Source organism: Sphingomonas sp. PEI4 (genome assembly GCF_056679955.1).
The window spans coordinates 87,211-105,960 of record NZ_JBWXPI010000003.1 but is presented as its reverse complement, the minus strand read 5'-3'; the positions used below and the strand labels follow the sequence as shown (position 1 = coordinate 105,960).

Annotated in this window: 22 protein-coding genes and 2 pseudogenes; 11 read left to right on the top strand and 13 right to left on the bottom strand. The window is 62.0% G+C overall.

The window, feature by feature from the left end; translation table 11 throughout:
- Positions 1-24 precede the first annotated feature (24 nt).
- Together AC1MLZ_RS21700 and AC1MLZ_RS21695 are read right to left on the bottom strand one after the other, a co-directional pair.
- Positions 25-393: a helix-turn-helix domain-containing protein gene (locus AC1MLZ_RS21700; RefSeq protein WP_056025163.1), complete on the bottom strand. Its 369-nt coding sequence runs from the start codon at positions 391-393 to the stop codon at positions 25-27.
- A 23-nt stretch (positions 394-416) separates the two neighbouring features.
- Positions 417-719, bottom strand: a complete 303-nt coding sequence (locus tag AC1MLZ_RS21695) for a type II toxin-antitoxin system HigB family toxin (protein WP_480962027.1) — start codon at positions 717-719, stop codon at positions 417-419.
- Between the two features lie 108 nt (positions 720-827).
- Here AC1MLZ_RS21695 and AC1MLZ_RS21690 point away from each other — a divergent pair, with 108 nt between their 5' ends.
- Positions 828-1,010, top strand: a complete 183-nt coding sequence (locus AC1MLZ_RS21690) for a hypothetical protein (RefSeq protein WP_480962026.1) — start codon at positions 828-830, stop codon at positions 1,008-1,010.
- Positions 1,011-1,319: 309 nt separating this feature from the next.
- Here the strand turns inward: AC1MLZ_RS21690 and mobF are convergent, their stop codons facing one another.
- Positions 1,320-4,679: a MobF family relaxase gene (gene mobF, locus AC1MLZ_RS21685; protein ID WP_480962025.1), complete on the bottom strand. Its 3,360-nt coding sequence runs from the start codon at positions 4,677-4,679 to the stop codon at positions 1,320-1,322.
- Positions 4,676-5,404 carry a hypothetical protein gene (locus AC1MLZ_RS21680; protein ID WP_480962024.1) on the bottom strand — a complete coding sequence of 243 codons (729 nt, stop codon included), beginning with the start codon at positions 5,402-5,404 and terminating at the stop codon, positions 4,676-4,678. The genes mobF and AC1MLZ_RS21680 overlap by 4 nt, the downstream gene beginning before the upstream one ends.
- A gap of 203 nt (positions 5,405-5,607) precedes the next feature.
- On the opposite strand from AC1MLZ_RS21680, the gene AC1MLZ_RS21675 reads away from it, so the two are divergent.
- A complete protein-coding gene (locus AC1MLZ_RS21675) occupies positions 5,608-6,033 on the top strand; it encodes a helix-turn-helix domain-containing protein (protein ID WP_480962023.1) in 426 nt (141 codons plus the stop codon).
- A gap of 307 nt (positions 6,034-6,340) precedes the next feature.
- On the opposite strand, the gene AC1MLZ_RS21670 is transcribed toward AC1MLZ_RS21675, so the two are convergent.
- From AC1MLZ_RS21670 to AC1MLZ_RS21660, 3 genes and pseudogenes are all read right to left on the bottom strand, one after another.
- Complete coding sequence (locus tag AC1MLZ_RS21670) at positions 6,341-7,087, bottom strand: NYN domain-containing protein (protein ID WP_480962128.1); 747 nt, start codon at positions 7,085-7,087, stop codon at positions 6,341-6,343.
- 463 nt (positions 7,088-7,550) lie between these two features.
- The gene (locus AC1MLZ_RS21665) at positions 7,551-7,787 is read right to left on the bottom strand and encodes a hypothetical protein (protein WP_480962022.1); all 237 of its coding nucleotides are present in this window, start codon (positions 7,785-7,787) and stop codon (positions 7,551-7,553) included.
- 322 nt (positions 7,788-8,109) lie between these two features.
- A pseudogene (locus AC1MLZ_RS21660) lies at positions 8,110-8,502 on the bottom strand (ATP-binding protein); the annotation flags it as partial.
- A gap of 346 nt (positions 8,503-8,848) precedes the next feature.
- Here AC1MLZ_RS21660 and AC1MLZ_RS21655 point away from each other — a divergent pair.
- Complete coding sequence (locus AC1MLZ_RS21655) at positions 8,849-9,862, top strand: IS110 family RNA-guided transposase (protein WP_480962021.1); 1,014 nt, start codon at positions 8,849-8,851, stop codon at positions 9,860-9,862.
- Positions 9,863-10,062: 200 nt separating this feature from the next.
- On the opposite strand, the gene tnpB is transcribed toward AC1MLZ_RS21655, so the two are convergent.
- Together tnpB and AC1MLZ_RS21645 are read right to left on the bottom strand one after the other, a co-directional pair.
- Complete coding sequence (gene tnpB / locus AC1MLZ_RS21650; protein WP_480962020.1) at positions 10,063-10,419, bottom strand: IS66 family insertion sequence element accessory protein TnpB; 357 nt, start codon at positions 10,417-10,419, stop codon at positions 10,063-10,065.
- Positions 10,420-10,535: 116 nt separating this feature from the next.
- Positions 10,536-10,661: a hypothetical protein gene (locus tag AC1MLZ_RS21645; protein ID WP_480962127.1), complete on the bottom strand. Its 126-nt coding sequence runs from the start codon at positions 10,659-10,661 to the stop codon at positions 10,536-10,538.
- Between the two features lie 362 nt (positions 10,662-11,023).
- On the opposite strand from AC1MLZ_RS21645, the gene AC1MLZ_RS21640 reads away from it, so the two are divergent.
- From AC1MLZ_RS21640 to AC1MLZ_RS21625, 4 genes are all read left to right on the top strand, one after another.
- Complete coding sequence (locus AC1MLZ_RS21640) at positions 11,024-11,476, top strand: hypothetical protein (protein WP_480962019.1); 453 nt, start codon at positions 11,024-11,026, stop codon at positions 11,474-11,476.
- A 381-nt stretch (positions 11,477-11,857) separates the two neighbouring features.
- Positions 11,858-12,001 (top strand): hypothetical protein, encoded by a 144-nt coding sequence (locus AC1MLZ_RS21635; RefSeq protein ID WP_480962018.1) that lies wholly within the window; start codon positions 11,858-11,860, stop codon positions 11,999-12,001.
- A gap of 368 nt (positions 12,002-12,369) precedes the next feature.
- Positions 12,370-12,519: a hypothetical protein gene (locus tag AC1MLZ_RS21630; protein WP_480962017.1), complete on the top strand. Its 150-nt coding sequence runs from the start codon at positions 12,370-12,372 to the stop codon at positions 12,517-12,519.
- A 481-nt stretch (positions 12,520-13,000) separates the two neighbouring features.
- The gene (locus tag AC1MLZ_RS21625; RefSeq protein WP_480962016.1) at positions 13,001-13,366 is read left to right on the top strand and encodes a hypothetical protein; all 366 of its coding nucleotides are present in this window, start codon (positions 13,001-13,003) and stop codon (positions 13,364-13,366) included.
- A gap of 59 nt (positions 13,367-13,425) precedes the next feature.
- On the opposite strand, the gene AC1MLZ_RS21620 is transcribed toward AC1MLZ_RS21625, so the two are convergent.
- Positions 13,426-13,572 carry a hypothetical protein gene (locus AC1MLZ_RS21620; protein WP_480962015.1) on the bottom strand — a complete coding sequence of 49 codons (147 nt, stop codon included), beginning with the start codon at positions 13,570-13,572 and terminating at the stop codon, positions 13,426-13,428.
- A gap of 88 nt (positions 13,573-13,660) precedes the next feature.
- Here AC1MLZ_RS21620 and AC1MLZ_RS21615 point away from each other — a divergent pair, with 88 nt between their 5' ends.
- The 3 genes from AC1MLZ_RS21615 to AC1MLZ_RS21605 all read left to right on the top strand — a co-directional run bounded on the left by AC1MLZ_RS21615 (position 13,661) and on the right by AC1MLZ_RS21605 (position 15,104).
- Entirely contained in the window at positions 13,661-13,933 is a 273-nt protein-coding gene (locus AC1MLZ_RS21615; protein WP_480962014.1) for a hypothetical protein, read from the top strand.
- Between the two features lie 746 nt (positions 13,934-14,679).
- Positions 14,680-14,808, top strand: a complete 129-nt coding sequence (locus AC1MLZ_RS21610; protein ID WP_480962013.1) for a hypothetical protein — start codon at positions 14,680-14,682, stop codon at positions 14,806-14,808.
- A 41-nt stretch (positions 14,809-14,849) separates the two neighbouring features.
- On the top strand, positions 14,850-15,104 hold the full coding sequence (locus tag AC1MLZ_RS21605; protein WP_480962012.1) for a hypothetical protein: 255 nt from the start codon (positions 14,850-14,852) through the stop codon (positions 15,102-15,104).
- A 229-nt stretch (positions 15,105-15,333) separates the two neighbouring features.
- On the opposite strand, the pseudogene AC1MLZ_RS21600 reads toward AC1MLZ_RS21605, so the two are convergent.
- From AC1MLZ_RS21600 to AC1MLZ_RS21590, 3 genes and pseudogenes are all read right to left on the bottom strand, one after another.
- A pseudogene (locus tag AC1MLZ_RS21600) lies at positions 15,334-15,686 on the bottom strand (IS3 family transposase); the annotation flags it as partial.
- A 175-nt stretch (positions 15,687-15,861) separates the two neighbouring features.
- Entirely contained in the window at positions 15,862-16,542 is a 681-nt protein-coding gene (locus tag AC1MLZ_RS21595; RefSeq protein WP_480962011.1) for a TVP38/TMEM64 family protein, read from the bottom strand.
- A 35-nt stretch (positions 16,543-16,577) separates the two neighbouring features.
- Complete coding sequence (locus tag AC1MLZ_RS21590) at positions 16,578-17,378, bottom strand: glycosyltransferase family 2 protein (protein ID WP_480962010.1); 801 nt, start codon at positions 17,376-17,378, stop codon at positions 16,578-16,580.
- A gap of 60 nt (positions 17,379-17,438) precedes the next feature.
- Here AC1MLZ_RS21590 and AC1MLZ_RS21585 point away from each other — a divergent pair, with 60 nt between their 5' ends.
- Positions 17,439-18,734 (top strand): hypothetical protein, encoded by a 1,296-nt coding sequence (locus AC1MLZ_RS21585; RefSeq protein WP_480962009.1) that lies wholly within the window; start codon positions 17,439-17,441, stop codon positions 18,732-18,734.
- Positions 18,735-18,750: the final 16 nt, after the last annotated feature.

The window sequence follows — 18,750 nt, the reverse complement described above, 5'->3', positions numbered from 1 at the left end:
GCCAAATTTACCCCCGTACCCAAATCACGCCTTGGCCAGCGCATACTCCTGAACCAACACCTTCTCCGGCACGTGCCATGCCCCGGCGATCTTGCGGATCATGGGAAGGGTGAGGGCACGGTTACGCGCCAGTATCTCGGTTGCCCGTGACTGGCCAATCAGCGCTGCCAGTTCTGCACGCGTGTGACCGTTCATCTCCATTGCTGCTTCGATCGCGCGCACCGGATCAAGCGGCTCGATAGGCCAGCGACGGCTTTCATATGTTTCAACCAACGTGGCGAGCACATCGAGCCGATCGCCGGCATCGGTGCCCTCCTCTGCTCCCCACAGCGTCTCGATCTCTCGCAGCGCTGCTTCATGGTCTTCGTCAGTACGGATAGGACGAATGTGCATCGCACCAGCTCCAATAGGCATCATCAAAACAGGCTCACCGTCAGGGCATCGATCTTATCGTACTCGGCATGCGTCCCAACGAACTTGATGAAAGCAATCGACCGTTTCCAATCAAACGCCACCACCATACGATAATCGCCGCCAGCCACCTCGAACCGGACCCGCTCGCCGTTGAGCGACTTCGCTTTCGAAAAGTCGGCAACGACATCCAGAGGACTATGCCAAACAGCCGCCCCGGCAACCTCATGCCAGTGCCTTAAAGAGGCTTCCGTCGTGGGGTGCTTCGTCCAGAAAGCGATCAGCTTGTTCCTGGCGATAATTCTCATATCGATTGATTATCATTTCCCAGTACGGGAAACAAGCAAATTTCCCGTATTGGGAAAGTTTTGGGATCAGTGCTGCCCTCGCTATCGTTCCTAACCCTAGGTGCTGACATGGGAACGACACCGAAATCGAAGCGGTATCGCGCAGTGGCGCACGATACCGGCGGGCCCGAGCTTGCTAACACGCAAAGCTTCATCAACGGCCTGTGCCGCCTGATCGGCGTCGCGCCGCCCAACGGCAGCCGAACCGACGACATAGCAGGCAATAGGGGAGGATCGTCGCATGAGTTTTGACAGCACTAAGAACACGCTTGAGAAGCTGCTGGAGCAGGTTGACGAAGGCGACCACTAGCTACCTGAATGTATAAGGAATTATGTGTGGGCGGAAGAGGCGTGGTTACCGTCTCACCTTGCCTATTGCGCCATTCGACACCGGCCAGCGCGCACCAGAGGTCGACACCGAAAGCACCGTCAGCCCGGACCCGATCGCCGAACATCCGGTCGAGGATGACCTCGAAGTGCTTGGCGGGCCAATGGACGCGGGTGCTGGCGACACCGGCGAAATCATCTCTTGTGAAGAACATGATCGCCGGCTCCACCCCGCTACATCTCCATGCCGAAATCCCGGTCACGCCCCAGCCCCCCGGGTCCTGGCCCGTCTATCCGAAGCTGACGTTCCGGCAGGACGCGGTCAAGCGCACGTTCCAGCGCCGGCTCGCCCAACATGCGACCCTCAAGCCGTTCCTGCCGTCGCTCGACGATTACCTCGCTACGGTTGGTCGTCGCCGCCATACTGTCGGCCGACACCGCTTTCCAGTCGACGACGAACCGCTCGGCATAAGCGCCGCGATCGGTGCGCATCTCCCCTTCCCGCAGCCATGCCTGGGTCAACCGACCGAGGTCGGTCCATACGGTGCCTGGCGACGCAAGCTCACGGTCGAGCACGATACGCAGATCCTCCGCGCCGTTCACCCGCACCCGGTCGAGCGCTGCGGCAGCTGCGCCGAGCTCACGTTCCTGTGCCGTCGACGCGGGTCGGCCGTCGATCGCCCGCTGCTCGGCAACGAGGAACAGGTGCGCATAGCGCTCGACCGCAGTATCCATCACCGGCGATGTCGCCGGCATCCGGATCGTCAGACCCGGTCCCGCCCTTCCAATCGTCTCCAGCGCCGAGGTCTTGTCACCGGCATTGCGCGCGACACCGCGCTCGATCGCGCGACCGTCATCGACGATCAGCGCTACCTTGTCCGCAATGCGGGTAAGCCCGACGAGAAACGAGCGCTCGCTCAGCAGCCGACGCTCGCTCGAGCGCAATGCCAGCATGCCATGGTCAGTGGTGACCCCTTGCGCGATATGGACGTTGATCGCGTACGCCAGATCGAACCGCTCGGCCATGCGATCACCGGCTTGCAACTCATGCACGGTGCCGTCGATGAGCGATGAGACGACAAGCCTGCCCGTGCCCACTTCCTCGACACGGGCCATGTCGGCATTGCTGATCTTGCGATCATGATCGTTGTCGGTCCAGCGGATGCGGTCACCGGCATGGAGTTCGATCTGTTTAGGCTGATAGATCGTGACGGCATCGTATTTGAGGTTCTTCGCCAGCCGGTCGGGCTGCAGGTGCTTTTCTCCGCCGCCCCGCATCTCAAGACGTACCCGGCCGCCCTCGATCGCCTTCACGATACCCCGATCGCCGCGGACGAAGCCTTGCGAGGGTAAGTCGGTACGGATCTCGACCACCCGGCCGGGCTGATAACCCTTCAGAAGCCGGGCACCCTCGCGGGTGGCATTGACCCGGTCGAGCACCTCGATGCGGGTGCCGACGTTCGACATCTCGCCGGTCGCCTTCAATTCGGCCTGTACCGCCTGATTGGCCTCGCTGCGCATCGCCCGGCCCGCGGTAAGGAGCAACGTGTTGTCGCGCGTCTCCTTCGGCAGCGCCGCCCACCGGGCAGCGGCAGCCCTAGCGACATCGACTGCCGCCACTTCGGTCGTATCGGGCTTCAACAGCTCGAAGACCGTGGACAAATCCTTGCCATCAAGCGCGGCAACAATTCCTTTCATCTGGTCCGAGCGAGATCTCAAATTGTCGGTTATGTGCGCGGTCGCATGTCCGGCGCGCTGGCTGTCCTCGAACGGCCTGCCGGCCGCGATCGCGCCCAGCTGGCGGCTGTCACCAATCTGGACCAGACGGGCGGCACCGGTCATGTCAGCGAGACGGACGATCCGCTCCATATCCCAGGTGCCGACCTGACTGGCCTCCTCGACCATGATGACCGCCCCCTTCAGTTCGCCGGTGACGCGGGCAAGCTGGGCAGCGCTCGCGGTGCCGTCGATCACCCGGGCATGACGCGCCAGGAACCGCGCGATCGTGCTCGTCTCCGCGCCGGTGTCACGCCCAAGCGCGGTCGCGGTGCGACTGGCGATCGCGAGCCCGATGACATGATGCCCTTGCGCCTTCGCGATCGCGGTGACCGGCGCCAGCGCTGCCGACTTGCCGCGACCGGGGCCGCCCTGGATGTTCACCATCCGGTCGGACGACGACAGAATCAGCACAGCCGCAGCCTGCTGGCCGGCATTGAGCGGGCGCAGGCCCAGCTCGTGCGCTGCCTCCTGCGCGGTGGAGACGGCAGCGTCCGGCGACACGATCGGCACCGCCCGCCCCCTGCCCGCCTCGATGCCGGCCAAATAGGCATATTCGAGCCTCACCGCGCTCTCGGTGGTCACCATGCGGTCGCCGTCACCCAGCAGCAGGCCTTTGCTCTCCATGAGCGCTATGCGGGCTTCGACATCACCGACCGTAACCGGCCCGCCGCGTTCAAGGGCAGCGCGGATCAGGTCTAGCCGGTCGAAGGCGGCTTCGCTCTCACCCAGATCACGGGCTGCCGAGGCGACCGCCTGCGCCGCGGCATAGCCGACCGGATCCAGACGCCCGAGCCGTTCGGGCACGAGCGGATCCCCGTCACGTGGGGAAAGCCCCATGCGGGCCGCGACGGCGAGCCCGCGCTCCCCGACCCCGCGGACGCCGCGCATCGTCCGGGTCCATATCGTCTCCGATCGACCTGACCGGGCAAGCGCCTCCCCCACCAGCAGCCTTGCTTCGAAGCCACTCTCCGCTGCCAACGCCCGCCACCCTTCCGCGCGGAGTGCAGACGCCACCTCGGGGGTCTTGGCGTTCCGGGTCGCTAGCGTCGCCAGTTCGCGCTCGCGGGCGGTTCCTTCACGACCACGCGCTTCGAGGTGGGCGTCGATCTCGCCCGAGCGTGTTGAGAACGCCTCGACCACTTCGCGCGGCACACCCGTAATGTCGAAGGCGCCGTCGACCGGGTTCTGTGCTGGCATCGTCGCATAGCCCAGCGCCTCGACACGGGCCCGCAAGGTGGAGGCGAAGACCGCGCCCATGACGTGTTGGCGCTGGTACAGTTGATCGGAATGCAGCGCCTTCCAACTGCCGTCCGGCATCCGGGTGGCATTGGCGAGCACGTTATGGACATGCAGCTGCGGTTCGCCGTTTCGGTTCACATCGTGGAGGAATGTCGCGGCCAGCACGTTGCCAGTGCGCACCGCCCGCTGCCCCTCGGCGGTCGACACCCTTGCCTCGACGATGTTGCGCTCGATCCAGCCGAGCGTCGCCGTTGCGGCTTCGCGCACCGCCGCGATCAGCCGCGCATCGCCACCGACCAGCGCCAGGACCGATACCGACTTGGGCACCGACATCGTCAGGTCCCAGCCTGGGCGATGTCCCCCGCGCCGCGCATCGATCACGCTGCCGTCGGGAAGGCGGCCTTCGAGTACCGCCTCGAAACGGGCGGCGTCGACCGCGCCTTCGAGGCCCAGCGCGGTTGCCCCCTCCCCCGCCCAGGCGCTCGCGCCTTCGGCCTGATCGATGGTGTAGTAGTTGTCCTTCGCATAATAGGTCGCGGCATTGCCGGCGGATGAGACAGCGCTGACCGAGATCATGAGCGCTTCGCCTTGACCGATGCCGCGCCTGCTTTCGTGCGGGAGGCTTTGCCCGATGCCGATGCCGCTACATTGATGCGATGGTCGGCAGGCACCTGACAGTCATCGACCTCGAAGCGGTAGCGGATCAGCCGGCAGAACTCGGCATCTCCCGCCGCCATCTTGTGCGCCATCGGGATACCAAACGCAGGAACGGATTTACCAAGCCCGATGATGAACAAGGCGCCGACACCTGCCATAAACAGGCTCCACAGGCAGATGTACGCCGATGACCAGAAGCGGTCGTCACCCAGCACGAGACCCGTTACCTTGCGTGGGTCTTTCCGGACCTCCTCGATCGCTTCGGTATTTTCCCGCACCGCCTCGACAAGCTCTGCCTGCTTTTTGTCGATAGCATCGAGACGTGGCTGGTCCGTGATCGCGGCCATCATAACCGCCATCTCCGTCTTGATCGGCTCCAGGCTGCGCGAGATGCGTTCAGGGAAGCCGGTAAGGAACTCGGCCCGTGCGGAATACATCGCGAGCTGGTCCTTGCGCTCCATCGAGAGCAGTTCCGCCTCATGGGCGGCCCATTTGTTGGCGAAGCGTTCGACCTCCATGATCGCCTTGTTGAGCATGGCGTCCATCGCGACGAGATCGCCAGGTCCGGGCAGCGGGCGTTGAACCATGGGCTCACCGCCGGTCTTGCGATCGAGACCTCCCAGGACGAGGTCGCGCGCGAGCACACCGCGTTCAAGGCCAGCGTCGTTCGCGCATTCCAGCAGCCGGGCATGCTCCTCGGGCGTCAGTCGTATGTTGACCTGGATCGTTCTAGACATGCCCGTCATCCCCTTTGCACCAGACCATCGCTTCCGGAAGCATGACCGGATACACTGATACCTATCCATCTTAGGCTAGGTGAAGCAGTCTTCATGTCAATGAGCTTTGAATGAGTGAGCTTTCAACCCTTGGAGCCCGCATCAAGGCGATCCGTCGCATGGCGGGGATGGGTCAGGATGCACTGGCGCAGGCGCTGGGCTTCTCCACCCGATCGCTGATCAGCTGGGAAAAGGACATGGTCGAACCGCCGCTTGGCGTCGTGCGGCAGCTCTGCCGCGATCATGAGGTCGATGCCAGCTGGCTCGTCTTCGGCACCGATACCACGCCGACCCGCTATCATGGTCCCGTCGAATGGGATCGATACGACCGGCTGATGAAGATGATCGGCGACCTGTGCGAGGATGTCGGGTTCGATCCCGAACCTGGTAGCGGCCAGAGATTGGCTCGCTCGCTGTACGATGAAGGTGACGACGATGACGCCGATACACGTCGGCGCATTCGTCATACGATACTCATGCTTTCAAAGGGGAAGTGACGTGAAACCACGCAGCGAAAAGATCCTGGCCGAATGGGCGGACGACAACCGCCGGACGTGGGTCAGGCGCCGCGACTGGCATGGCGGATACCGGCTTGCTGCGCTTTGCGTCGTGCTACTTTTTGCCGGGTTCGCAGCCCTTCCTCCTTCGGGCTCTTGGCCGTTCGCGACGATCTGCTGGATTGGGTCTGCGGCAAGCTTCGTGACCATGCTTCGCCGCTCACGCGATCGCCGCTATTTCATTGCTCGTCAGTCAGGCCTTCAGGGTTACCATGAAGCTGCTCAAACCCCTTGGTGGCGCCGCTGATCAAGCGGGGCCGCGGGGGCGGATATAGACCCTGAGGCCATCCCGGCGGACGTCGAAAGCGCCAATCTTCTCAATCAGCGTGATGAGCTTGGCGCAGCCGTAATTGCACGGATCGAAATCCGGCGTCAGCGCGATCAGACGCTGACCGACCGCGCCCAGGAAATACCAGCCGGCCTGCTCGTTGAGCTGCCCCAATGCCGTCTCGATCAAGGCCGCCGCAGCCGCAGCCGGCAAGCCTGTCGTTTTTGTATAATCGCCTGCGGTCTGGCTCGTCGGCACGACCGGTGCGCCCTTACCGGATGAGGTCAGGTTCTTGGTGTAGATGAAGCGTTTGCAGGCCTGTCGAAAGCTCGCTGGCGCCTTGTTTTCGCCAAAGCCGAAAACATCGATACCCTGCTCCCGGATACGCGCTGCCAGCCGGGTGAAATCACCATCCGACGATACCAGGCAGAAGCCGTCGAACTGGCCCGAATGCAGGAGGTTCATGGCGCCGATGACGAGCGCGATATCGGAGGCGTTCTTACCGACCGTGTTCGCGAAATTCTGATGCGGAAGGCAGGCATAGAGCGGTGCGATTTCGGCCCAGCCTCTCAACCTCGTGCCGGTGAAATCGCCGGAGATCCGCCGCACGCTAGCCTCACCGATCTTCGCAATTTCCTCGAACAATCCCGCCGTGATTTGGGGCGTTGCGTTGTCGGCATCGATCAACACGGCAAGCTTGCAAGAGGCGATCGGATCGTCGGTCATGACCGGCATCGTGGCGGCAATCCGACTGCTTATTATCACAGGCTCGGCCAGCGTTTCAATGGGCGATCTGCAGGACGTCGCAGGCCGCCCCGGGCACGCCAGCGATGCCGCGTTTCAGGCCGTCCCGCGGTGCCAGAATATGACTCGTTGACGGTTATGCCTGGCCGGGATGCCAAGCCGGTGTCGTGGTAGCCCTCGAGGCCGTGTGTAGCAGCGTAGCAGGCCTGTAGCACGTCTCCTGCCAGCTTTCATCCGCCCGGTAGCCATGCTGTTACTCTGCTACATCATTGTCTACAAACAACTTTTTGCTCGTTGCACAATCGCTACGCATAGCGTGGTGTGTGCTTCTACCCTTTGCCGATCCTGATGTCGCCTCTGGTCCATTTGGTGGCCTCGATATCGTTCCTGGTTTTCGGGGGGGCCTCGGGCCGCCATGAGAGCCGGCCAGCAGATCACGCTTGCGTCAGACGCGCCGTTTGTCCCCAGGGCCGACTGCCTGCGCCGCCAGCAATGCCGCCAACACTTCGTCGCTCAGCGTCTCCGGCATCAGGACCTTGCGGTCGTTCAGAGCACGCCTAGTCAGGCGGATCAGATGCGAGAGTTCGGGCATCTCGAAGGGGTCATTGATCGCCAGTTTGCGGGATCGCTCGCTCGCCGTGATCGCAAGGTGAAGATGCAATCGGAGGGTTCCGCCGACCATGGCTCCGGCCCTGCGGAAAATCCACTTTCGTCAGCGTGCGCAACCAACGCCGGCCAGTTCATCGGCGCGATCTCCGCTACGGAGCGTATATCCTCGTGGTATCGCACACCGTGTACCGTGAACCAGCCCGAGATGCCGCAGACGATCCCGTCTGCGTATTCCGACGAAGCCGGCCACCTATTCCGACACGAAGCCGGCCACCGTACCGACACGAAGCCGGCCACCGTACCGACACGAAGCCGGCCAGCGTTCCGATCTGATGTCGGCCATTTGAGACGGTCATACAGGTCGTAATGTTAGGTCTCGCGATACGGCATTCAGGTCAAGCGTCGAGTGCGGAAGCGCTTCGTTTGCGAAGGCTCTCGCCGGTGAGATCGATGCGATAAGCGTTGTGAACTACACGGTCCAAGATCGCGTCGGCAAGTGTGGGATTTCCGATGATCTCGTACCAGCGGTCGACGGGAATTTGGCTGGTGATGAGGATGGAGCCGCGGTCGTAGCGATCTTCGACGATCTCGAGCAGATCTCGGCGGCGATCGGCGCTGAGCGTTTCTGGTCCCCAGTCGTCGATGATGAGCAGATCGGCGCGCGACAGCGCGCGCAGCATTCTGGACTAGCGGCCATCGCTCCTGCCGAGCGTCAGCATGGTAAACAGCTGGGACGCGCGATGATAAACGACGGAGAGATCGTCACGGCAGGCCTTCTGGCCATGTGCTCAGCAGAAGGCGAGCTGCACGTCGCCGACGCGCGCGAGCTTGCGGTATGCGGCATAGCCGTCGACCCCGGCCTTCGCCGGGCAGGCTCTGCAGCATGCCGCGGAAGCCGGTGAGATGCCGGGTAGGCTGCTCGGCCCCTTCGACGGGCTTGTCTGTGGAAAATGGTGTATTCACGAGGTGCCTGAGCGGGGTGGCCACCCCGCTCAGGCGGCGGATGTGAGGCCGTTCGACAGGCTGGTCGCCAGAGACCGTTCCTGAGCAGGGCCGCATCCGTCTTTCCCAAACCCCGAACAGTTGCTTGGGGCCGTTAACGGACCCCGCACGACAAGCCTGGGAGACCGGATTATGTCACAGCCCGACCTCTTTGTCGGCATCGATGTTGCCAAGGACGAACTCGTTATTCACCTTCATCCGACCGGAATGCTGTGGCGCGTCGCCAACAGCAAGACCGGGCTTGCCATGCTCGGCCGCAAGCTCACCCGGCTTGCCGGCACGGCCTGTTTGCGGATCGGCTTCGAGGCGTCGGGCGGTTACGAGCGCAAGCTTACTATCCTGCTCGATCGGCTGGCACTTGCCGCCTATCTACTAGATCCGGCACGGGTGCGCAGCTTCGCCCGTGCCGAGCGACAGCTGGCCAAGACCGATCCGCTCGATGCCGCGGTGATCGCACGCTGCCTTGCCGCGCTGCACGCCGAACTCACGCCCCATGTCTACGACCCGGAAGCCATCAGGCTTGCCGAGCATGTTCGTCTGCGCGACCTCGCTGTCGCCCAGGCGGTCCAACTGGGCAACCAGCTCGAGAGCATCGCTGATACCGCCATGCGTCGCCTCATCGTCGCCCAGGTCGCACGGCTAAAGGCCTTGGCCCTGCGGATCGAAAAAGCCATTGCCTCCGTCATCGCTGCCTCACCCGATCTGGCAGCACGGGAGGCATTGCTACGCACCGCACCCGGCGTCGGGCCAATCGTAGCCGCATGCCTTCTGGCGCGCATGCCCGAACTCGGACACCTCTCCAGCCGACAGGTTGCAGCCCTTGCCGGTCTGGCGCCGTTCGATCGGCAAAGCGGCAAGACCAGTCGACCTGGACGCTGCTCGGGCGGCAGGCCAAGCGTCAGACGCTCCCTCTACCTGGCAGCACTCACCATCGCGCGCTCAGGCAAAGGGCATCTCGCCGCGACCACCAATCGGCTGCGCGAAGCCGGTAAACCTTTCAAGCTTGCGATCGTCGCCACCATGCGGAAGCTCTCGGAGCGTGCGCCGAAGCGGTGCCGGCGCAGCGCGGCGATGATGTCGTGCAGCCGGGCCAGTTCTGCCTCGGCATGGTCGTTGACGGCGCCGAGCCGTACGATCTCTGCCTGAGCCTCCGCCTCGACCGCCTGCAGGAGGGCAATTTCCGCCTGCTTCTGCTCATTGGCGGCACGCAGTGAGGCGAGTTCTTCATCGTGCGATCGCAACTGCGCCATGGTCGCGACGAGCATGGTACGCAGAGCGTGCGGATCAGATGGAAGGTCAGCCTCAAGCAGCATCGCGTAGCAGTGAATCAGGCCGCTCGCGCGGCATCAACCGGGCAATTGCGGCGCCACGGGCTTGCGGCCGCCATGGACCCGGCGCCAGTCTGAATCCTCGAGCAGAACCGCCATCTGCGCGGCCGTCAGCCGAATCACGCCGTCGCGGATACCTAGCCAACGGAAGTCGCCCTGCTCGAGCCGTTTAGCCATCAGGCACAGGCCCGTGCCATCCCACCAGACCAGCTTTACCCGGTCCGCCTTCTTTGCGCGGAAGACATAGACCACGCCCGAGAACGGGTCGGCGCCATACTGAGCTTTCACCAATGCCGCGAGCGAGTCCGCACCTTTGCGAAAGTCCACCGGCGCGGTCGCCACGATGACCCGCGCGTCGCTGCCAGAGCCGATCAACGCGACACCTTCAAGGCATCGATCACCGCGGCGATGACGCTGGCATCCGCACCACGCCCGATCTTCACCGCGACACCATCGATCTCCAGCTCGACCATGCCATCGGCACGCGCTTGTTAGGAGCGTCGTCGGACCGATCGCTCTGGAACAGCGACGACCGGCGCAGGCTCGATGACAGCGGGCACGAACACCGGCGCTGCCACCTCCTTGGCTTTGCGCGCCTCCCGCCTCCAGGTGAACAGTTGCGATGGACATATCCCGTGGCGTCGGGCACCGCGCTGACGCTTTCAAGCCCTGCGTAGCTCTCTGCCAAAATCCGAGCCCGGGTCTCGTCTGCCCACTCGCGACGTCGGCCCGCTCCCGTAAACACTTCGAACCGGACCGGCTTAGTGCCAGCATCGTCACATGACATCGTCATGGCTGTAGGCCTTCCTGATTTCAGAAGGGCCAATCCGTCCACGCTTACGCCGTCGTCAATAAGGTGCCAGTGGAAGATCGCTTACGTTATAACCGCCAGACGATGCATCTTAACGACCTAGCCCACAAATGATTCAACCTGACTCATACTGATTGCCCAGAAATAATCGTCGAGCATTATCACGGAATGGGACAGATTATCACACATGCCTGTGGCCACGAGCAGATCCACTACATCTCCGGTTTCATCAGTCAGCAGGAACGAAAGGCACGTTGGCTGGAGACGACCAAGTGCCGGAACTGCTTCGTTGCGATCAAACAAGCCGAACAAACGGAGGCGGCGGCTCGTGACGGCGCAGCCATAGCCCACCTCAAACTGCCGCTGCTTGCGGGCAGTGATCGTCAGATTGTGTGGGCGACAGCAATCCGCGCCGCCCGCCTCGGCGCGCTCGTTGCTGGTCCGGTGACCGGAAAAGAGCAAGACTGGGAAATCTGTGTCCATGTAACCGACGCGAAATGGTGGATCGATCACCGCGATCTGACGGACGCAGCATTATTTGCGGAGGCCGAGCGCTGTGCAGTCGCCGTCGTCGAACCGGTGGATGGCAACCCGAATACCGGCATACTGCAGGCCGCCTGACCTGGCTCGTGACGGTATCGGCCAGCACCGCTGGACGGTTGAGCACAAGCTGGCGATTTGCGTAATGCATTTGGCCGGATGGGTCGGTCCGAGCGGCGGTCGAGCGCCATTAGCAGCGGCACGATCTACACTTGGCAGCGTCAAGCGATGTCAGGTGAGCTGAGCGGAGTGCCAGCCCCGCCTCAGCCCATATTTGCCGACGTCCGGATTATCGCATATCCAGGTGCGCACGCGGCACGGGAAGCTGATCAGGCTAAATACGAGGCTGCGCTCGACGCTTGGGAGCCGAACTCGAGACGGCGCGGCAGTGCGTCGATCGGATCGCCTTCTGCAGGTAGGTGCCGGTTTACGTCACCGGGGGAGTTCGCAGTCGGCAATGACGTGATTGCGGTCGCCAACGGCAGCGGGATCAAGGCGATCGCAGTCGCCGAGGTGGACATCACCTTCGACCAGTACCGTCGCCGCATCGGCAAGGTCTGGGCCGTGCGCGATGGTCGCGCATGGATCGACGTTCAGCACGGCTGAGAACGAGCACCACCACGAATAGTAGCGGCTTCGCGGCGCAAGCGGTCGCGGAAGGACCGCAGACACTTGCTACGCCTAGTCTCAACCGCATGGAATGGCTCGTCGTTATCAACCTAGCCGTCATGACGATCGCCACCCTGATCGGGGTGATAATGATCGTAAAGCTCGTTGGCGATTGGATGAAGCACCGCCGGCAGGATGTCTGATTGTCGCCCGCCAGTACCTGTTCGAAGCGGCTGGCATGATCGCCGCACTGCTCGGATGTTTCTCCGCCCGGTTCTGGATCGGTGCCGGCGAGATCGCGCGTCGAGAGCATCGCCGAATCCTCGGTGCTCCGGTCTCCTCCATGACTCTAGCAGTCGCGGCAGGTGGTGATCAGTCTGCATCCCAAGCCGCTTAGTGCTCTGCTTTATGGCGGCGGGGTGGGCATCCTCGGCGAAGGCATGTTCAAGCTCGCCGAACAGCGGATCAACAAGCTGAAGGCCGCCATGGGTTCGGAAGATAAGCCGATCGGCTGAAAGACGGAACCCTGCTCGCTCAATTTGGGGGGCAAGCGAGCAGGGGACGTCCGGGGAGAAACTGAAGCCTCGACCTCTCGTCTAACCGCCTGTTGCTAATACGAGAATAACGGCCCGTCCTAACAGATCAGGAGAGGACGCGCCTACCGGAACGGTGGGAGTAAACCCGGCTAGCATCAACGCTGGAATGGCATTTTGTTCCGGCCGGTATTGACCGGCCGTGCGTGCAAGGAGGCGTCCCGCCCAGCCCGTGTGACACAACAGTGTCTCGGACGAGACGCCTCTGCCGGCGCAATGCGCGGCCAAGCATTGCCACCCCGTTGATAAATATACGCTCAAACCGGAGATATGCAATGACGACGCCACCAAAGCCGGCGTGGCTTCGCCACGCCCGGTCGCTCCTTGGCACGCGTGAAGCTGCCGGGGCAGCCACAGCCCGACCATCATGGCGTGGCCAAGAAGCTGGGCAAAGGTGCTGGGCATGGTTTACAATGCCGACAGCGTGCCGTGGTGCGGACTGTTCGTCGCAGCGTGCCTCGCCGAGGATGGCAGCCCAGCCGCGCCGATCACAGTCTGCGAGAAGGTAACCAAGGAACAGATTTACGTCGCGATCCGGACGGCGCGCGTCGCTTTCCAGCGTCGAGAGCTTGGTGAAGGGCTATCGCGCCACGTCAGGCTAGCGCGAGGTGCCGCGGCGTTACTCGCCAACGCAGAAGTAATAGGGCAGAGTTATAAATATAAAAGGCACCGCAGCGGGGAGGCGTCTTGGGAAAGCTCAACCCGCTGCGATGACATTAATCTGTCACTTACCAATACGGTAAGCAATCCCTTACGTGGCCTGATTTAAAGCAATGTCGCGACGAGCGCGTGTGATGAGCACGGTTATAAAAAGCTCGCCGCGACACTTCATGGTAGCGTGAGTGCCTGACGAGCGGCAACCGCCATCTCGCGGAATGCAGTCTGCCATGTTGCCACAGCCTGCGCCCAAGGCGTGTGATCCTCGACGCGATCCATCCGGCTCTCCCACATGTACGCGGCGACGTACTCGATCACGAGGTCATCGTCGTTGCTCGTACAGAGCCGACACCGTCCGGCCATATCGAACCCTTGCAAGTTTGTTCCTGATGCGTTCCATAGCCGGATGCACCGGCAACCGCAAATCACGATTGATCTGGCGGTGCAGATCTTGCGGACCACGCTGAGCGAAACCAGCGCCGGGCGGGTCGACACTGTCGCGGTCCGCGTGGCGCTGCGGTGCCTGTGGGAGCATTGCCCTGAACGCTGGCCCCTCGTGATGTTCTGGGAAGGTGCGCAGCAGGATAACGACATCGGCCGCAGCCAGAGCGTAACGACTTCGTTCAACAGGATCCTGGAGCAACTGCGGCACTTAGGTCTTTATTCGGAGAGCGCCTAGCTACTGGGTTCGGCACGGGCAATGAATTCGACAGCTGCGGCTACGCGCCTCCAGTCCTCAACGGCTATGCGATCACCAAGAGCTTCGTCCAGTTGGTCGATAATGTACTTCGTGCTGCCGTCGCCATGTTCGGCGAGGATCGTTCCGGCCCTCAGCCAGACGTCTCGGTTGGACAATCGTCCGGTATCAGCCAATGATTACGACCTTCAGCTGCTCGCTCATTCCCGCCTTGCAGTGCACAAGCACATGGTCAGGCAGAACGTCGAAACGGACTGCGAGGACGCGACCGCACTCTCTGCGAACTTGCACGATTACTGGCAACCCCGAACATGCTGCTGATCTGTCAGCGCAAGGATAATTTGATCCGCTTTCCTGCGGTATAGTTTGAGGTTCTCATCTGTCGTGTCGAGGCCAGAGCCATCATGAAGGCGAATTCGCCTCGCTCTATTCGCCTGAAGCTATCCAGCAGGCCACGTAGGCGGTGTAGATCACTATCGTTTATGACTTAAGCCTATGCGCGGTCGAACGATTCGGGCAAACTATCTGCATGGACGAACTGACGACATCAATCGTGGGGATCGGCTTGCCGAATGACGACAAATCGAAGAGCAACAGACGGATAATGTGCATGCTCTGCGCCCGGGCTGACCTCGTCGAACTAAGGCCGGGAACGAAGAACCCGCTCCACGCGAACCCACTGTGATCTGGATCGGGCGTGGAGTACAGCGGGATTACATCTGGGCAGAATGATGCCGCTGATCAGCAAGCGGATGAACCAAGACGAGGTCAATGCGACCTTTCAAGCGGTCTACCGTCGCGTGGCTTATCAGGATCAGCTCGGTTCTCTTTACGTTTTGGTGAACAATGTGTCATAATTGGTTGACGACGAACAACGTCGCAACCATCGGAGACTTCTATGTTCACCAAATTCATTGCCATGGCTTCGGCCGGCGTTGCTCTGATCGCAGCTCCGGTTGCAGTCAGTGCTGCTCCAGCAAATTCGGCAGCCAACCTGTCTGTCTCGAAGACGGTTCGCGCTGGCACGCTGACGGCAAAAAAGAGCAAACTCGCCGGCGGCGGACTTATCGTAGTGGCCCTAGCTGCTGTCGCAGTGGGTGGAGGTTTGTACCTCGCAATCGACGACGACGACAACAATTCCGATAGCAACTAATCTACAGGGCTGGTGCTACAGCACCAGCCCATCCGTTATTTGTACTCGTTGGCGCGTTCTTTCCCAATCCAAAGCTTGTGTTAAGGTTTAGCGTCGCCGGAATATTCTGAGTTGTATCCAGCGACGAGGCTGTTCGTGTGGCGCTTAGCAGGACCGTCCGGGCGGCTAAGGACTAGTGTTTTGATGGCGCCGACGCCGTAAAACAGCGTCAACGTGACGATCGTATCCATCGAGTCACGTCATCGACGATATCGAGGATGCGGAACCGCCGACCCGTGGCCATCTTATCGTGGACGAAGTCCACGCTCCAGCGTTGGTTCGGCAATGCCAGCACGGGCACTGGTGCCCGAGCGCCGCCAGCGCGTTCGCCCCTTCTTGCGATTCCGTCCGGTCCTCTTCGCGGTAGAGCCGCTGGGTCTTTTTGCGGTTAATCATGATGCCGTCCCGGCGCAGCAGGATGTGCAGGCGCCGATAACCGAGCCGACGGCGTTGCTGCGCGAACTCGCGCAAACGCGACCGTAGGTCGCCATCATTTCCCCGGCACGAGCGATACCGCATGCTCGTTCGATCTGCCCGGCGACAGCGAACGCCGCCACTCGCTCAGCCGGCACCAGTCGCTCGAGATCCTGTCCGACTATGTCCGCAACCATGAACTGTTCCGCGACCATGCGGGCGAGCGATTTTTCTAGCAGGCGTGCTGGACTGGCCGGTTGCATCCGGGCGATAGTCAGCCTTGCGCAAACAGGCAGAGTTCTTGCTACACCAATGCGCCAATCGCCGCTCCGGTCGCTGGGTCACTGGTAATGCTCGCGCGCAGCATTCGCTGAAGGCGAAGGCCGGTGAAAATCGTTGCGGCAAGGCCCAACGCCAGCATGGCGCCCTGAAGCAGACCGGTGTCGTTCTGCGTCATCGCCCAGCCCGCCCGGGCAAACGCGCCAGTCGCGACATACCCGAACAACGCGGGCAACGAGGCCAGCGTGCCGAGCAGAAACTGGCGATTGTCTATCCCGGTCAGCCCTAACCCATAGCTGGTGGCTGCGAACGGCATCAAAGGCGAGACACGCATCAGGCAGACAAACCGCCAACCGTCGCGCGCGACCGCCGCGTCGAACTTGGCGAGCCGGTCGCGCGACATGAGCAATTGCGCGATCCATGGCCGCAGGATCGACCGGCTGAGCAAAAACGCCAGCCAGCCGCCAAGCAGCGTTCCCGTCGCCGACAGCGTGAAACCCAGCCACAGTCCGTAGGATAGCCCCGCCGCGATCGCGAGCAGCGAGGCAGGCAGAATTCCCAACGCCGCAACGCCGATCTGGATGGCAGTAAAGATCAGCCAGCCTTGCGGGCCGCTCGCTTGGGTCGCGACCAGCATATGGTCGATCTGCGCCATTGGATTGCGAAGTCCGCGCGCGATGAGGGCGCCGGCAGCTAGCGTGGCCAACAGCACCAATCCGGCGATCGCGCGGGGCTGTGCCCTCACCGTTGGCCTGCCGCGAGAACCGCCTGAAGCGCCACTTCGTCAAGATCGCGGGTATCGTTGCCATGGAAGATCGCCGAGCGGCGAAGGCCCCAGCGATTGAGCCGGTAATCCAGCGCGGTCGCCAGCACGCCGATCCCATAAGTACAACTGCGGCGGAAGTTGATGCTCGACGCTTCGGCGAAATATTTTGTCGGGCAGGAAATCTCACCGATCCGGAACCCGAACCACGCCGCCTGCGCCATCATCTGGTTGTCGAAGACGAAGTCCTCCGAGCAGGACGACAAGGGTAAACTTTCCAGAACGGTACGGCTCCATGCGCGGTAGCCCGAATGATATTCGGACAGTTTCTGCGTCATCAGGATGTTCTGAACCAGCGTCAGCATACGGTTGAACACGTATTTGTATTTGGGCATCCCGCCGACCAGTGCGCCGCGTCCGAGGATGCGGGAGGCGAGCACCATATCGTACTGGTCCGATGCGATCATGCTCGCCATCGCCGTCACCAGCCGGGGGGTATATTGATAATCCGGGTGCAGCATCACAACGATGTCCGCGCCACGCGCGAGCGCACTGGCGTAGCAGGACTTCTGGTTGCCACCATAGCCGCGATTGCTGCGATGCATTAGCGTATGGATGCCAAGTTCGCACGCTACTGCGACGGTGTCGTCAGTGCTTGCATCGTCGATCAAGATGACGTCGTCGACGACATCGAACGGGATTTCGGCATAGGTCTGCTTCAACGTCCTTGCGGCATTGTAGGCTGGCAGCACTACCGCGACCTTTTTGCCCCCGATCATGTCTCGCTCCTTGTCGGCATGCGTTGCCGCGCGCAAAACGCGCTTGAGGACAGATAGGACATGGCGGTTAACAAAATGAGAAATCGGGCATTCATGGTGCCGGCGTTCGCGGCCGTAATCCTGTTCGTCGTGATGGTCACACTCTATGCTGGCGGCGCACGCGATCTTTACAATGCGATCTTGCGCGGCTGGGGCGTGGATCCGTTCAGCTTTCCGTTTCTCGATACGGATACGGTGCTTTCCGCTATCCGATGCCTGCGCAAGGGTGTCGACGTGTTCGTCGTCAACCCGTGCGACTATCTTGGCCGCGTCTATGATTATTCGCCGCTATGGCTGGCACTTGCCGCGTTTCCAATGACCCTCGGCTGGTTGCAACCGATCGGCTTCGGAGTCGCCTTTGCCTTCCTCGCCTCGCTGTTTTTGCTGCCTGCGGGGCGGACCCGGCGCGATGTCGCGCTGATCGCGTTTGGCGTCGTATCCTCGGCGACGGTCTATGCGGTGGAACGCGGGAACAACGACCTGGTGATCTTCATTCTCGCGGCCGGCGCTGCTGATCTGGCTTGTCGATCGCCAATGCTGCGTATCGTCGGCTACGCGTCGGCACTACTCGCTGGTCTGCTCAAATATTATCCGATGACGCTGATGGTGCTGGCCACGCGCGAGCGGCCAAAACGCTTTTTCGCCGTTGCGGCTGGATCGATCGGAGTGGTTGCCCTGTTCGTTGCACTTGCAGGCCACGACCTGAGCCGGGCATTCGGCCTGATCCCGACCGGATCCTATTTCTCAGATATGTTCGGATCAATCACGGTGGCAGGCGGGCTTACCCAGTTGGTCGGCTGGCCGTTGCTCATCGGTGCGCTGCTGCGCGGCGTGATGATTTTCACAGCCGTCCTGATCGGTGTGTTGATAGGTCGGCGTGACAGGGTGAAGGTGGATGTCGCGCGGTTGAACGAGCGCGAGCGCACGTTCCTGTTAGCGGGCATCATGCTGACCTGTGGCTGTTTTTTCACTGCGCAGAACATTGGCTATCGCGTGGTTCACTTGGTTCTGCTGCTACCGGCGATGGTCGCCCTGTACCGCATTGCGCCCAGCAGGCTCTACGGCTGGGGTGTGGCGGCGACCCTCGCGCTGCTATGGTCGCAGGGCTGGCGGCACGCACTGTCGCTCGCGGCTGGCTCACTTGGTGAACGTGCTGAAAACGCGGCAATGGTAACTGGGTGGGTCGTACGTGAAGGACTGTGGTGGTGGCTTATAGTGCTGCTGATTGGACTCGCCACCGCGGTGTTGTTGCAGTCCGAAATGGGGGTTTTTGCGCAACGTCTTCTGACGCGCCGTACGGCTGGCCATTCCTCATGACCGATAAGATCCCCGC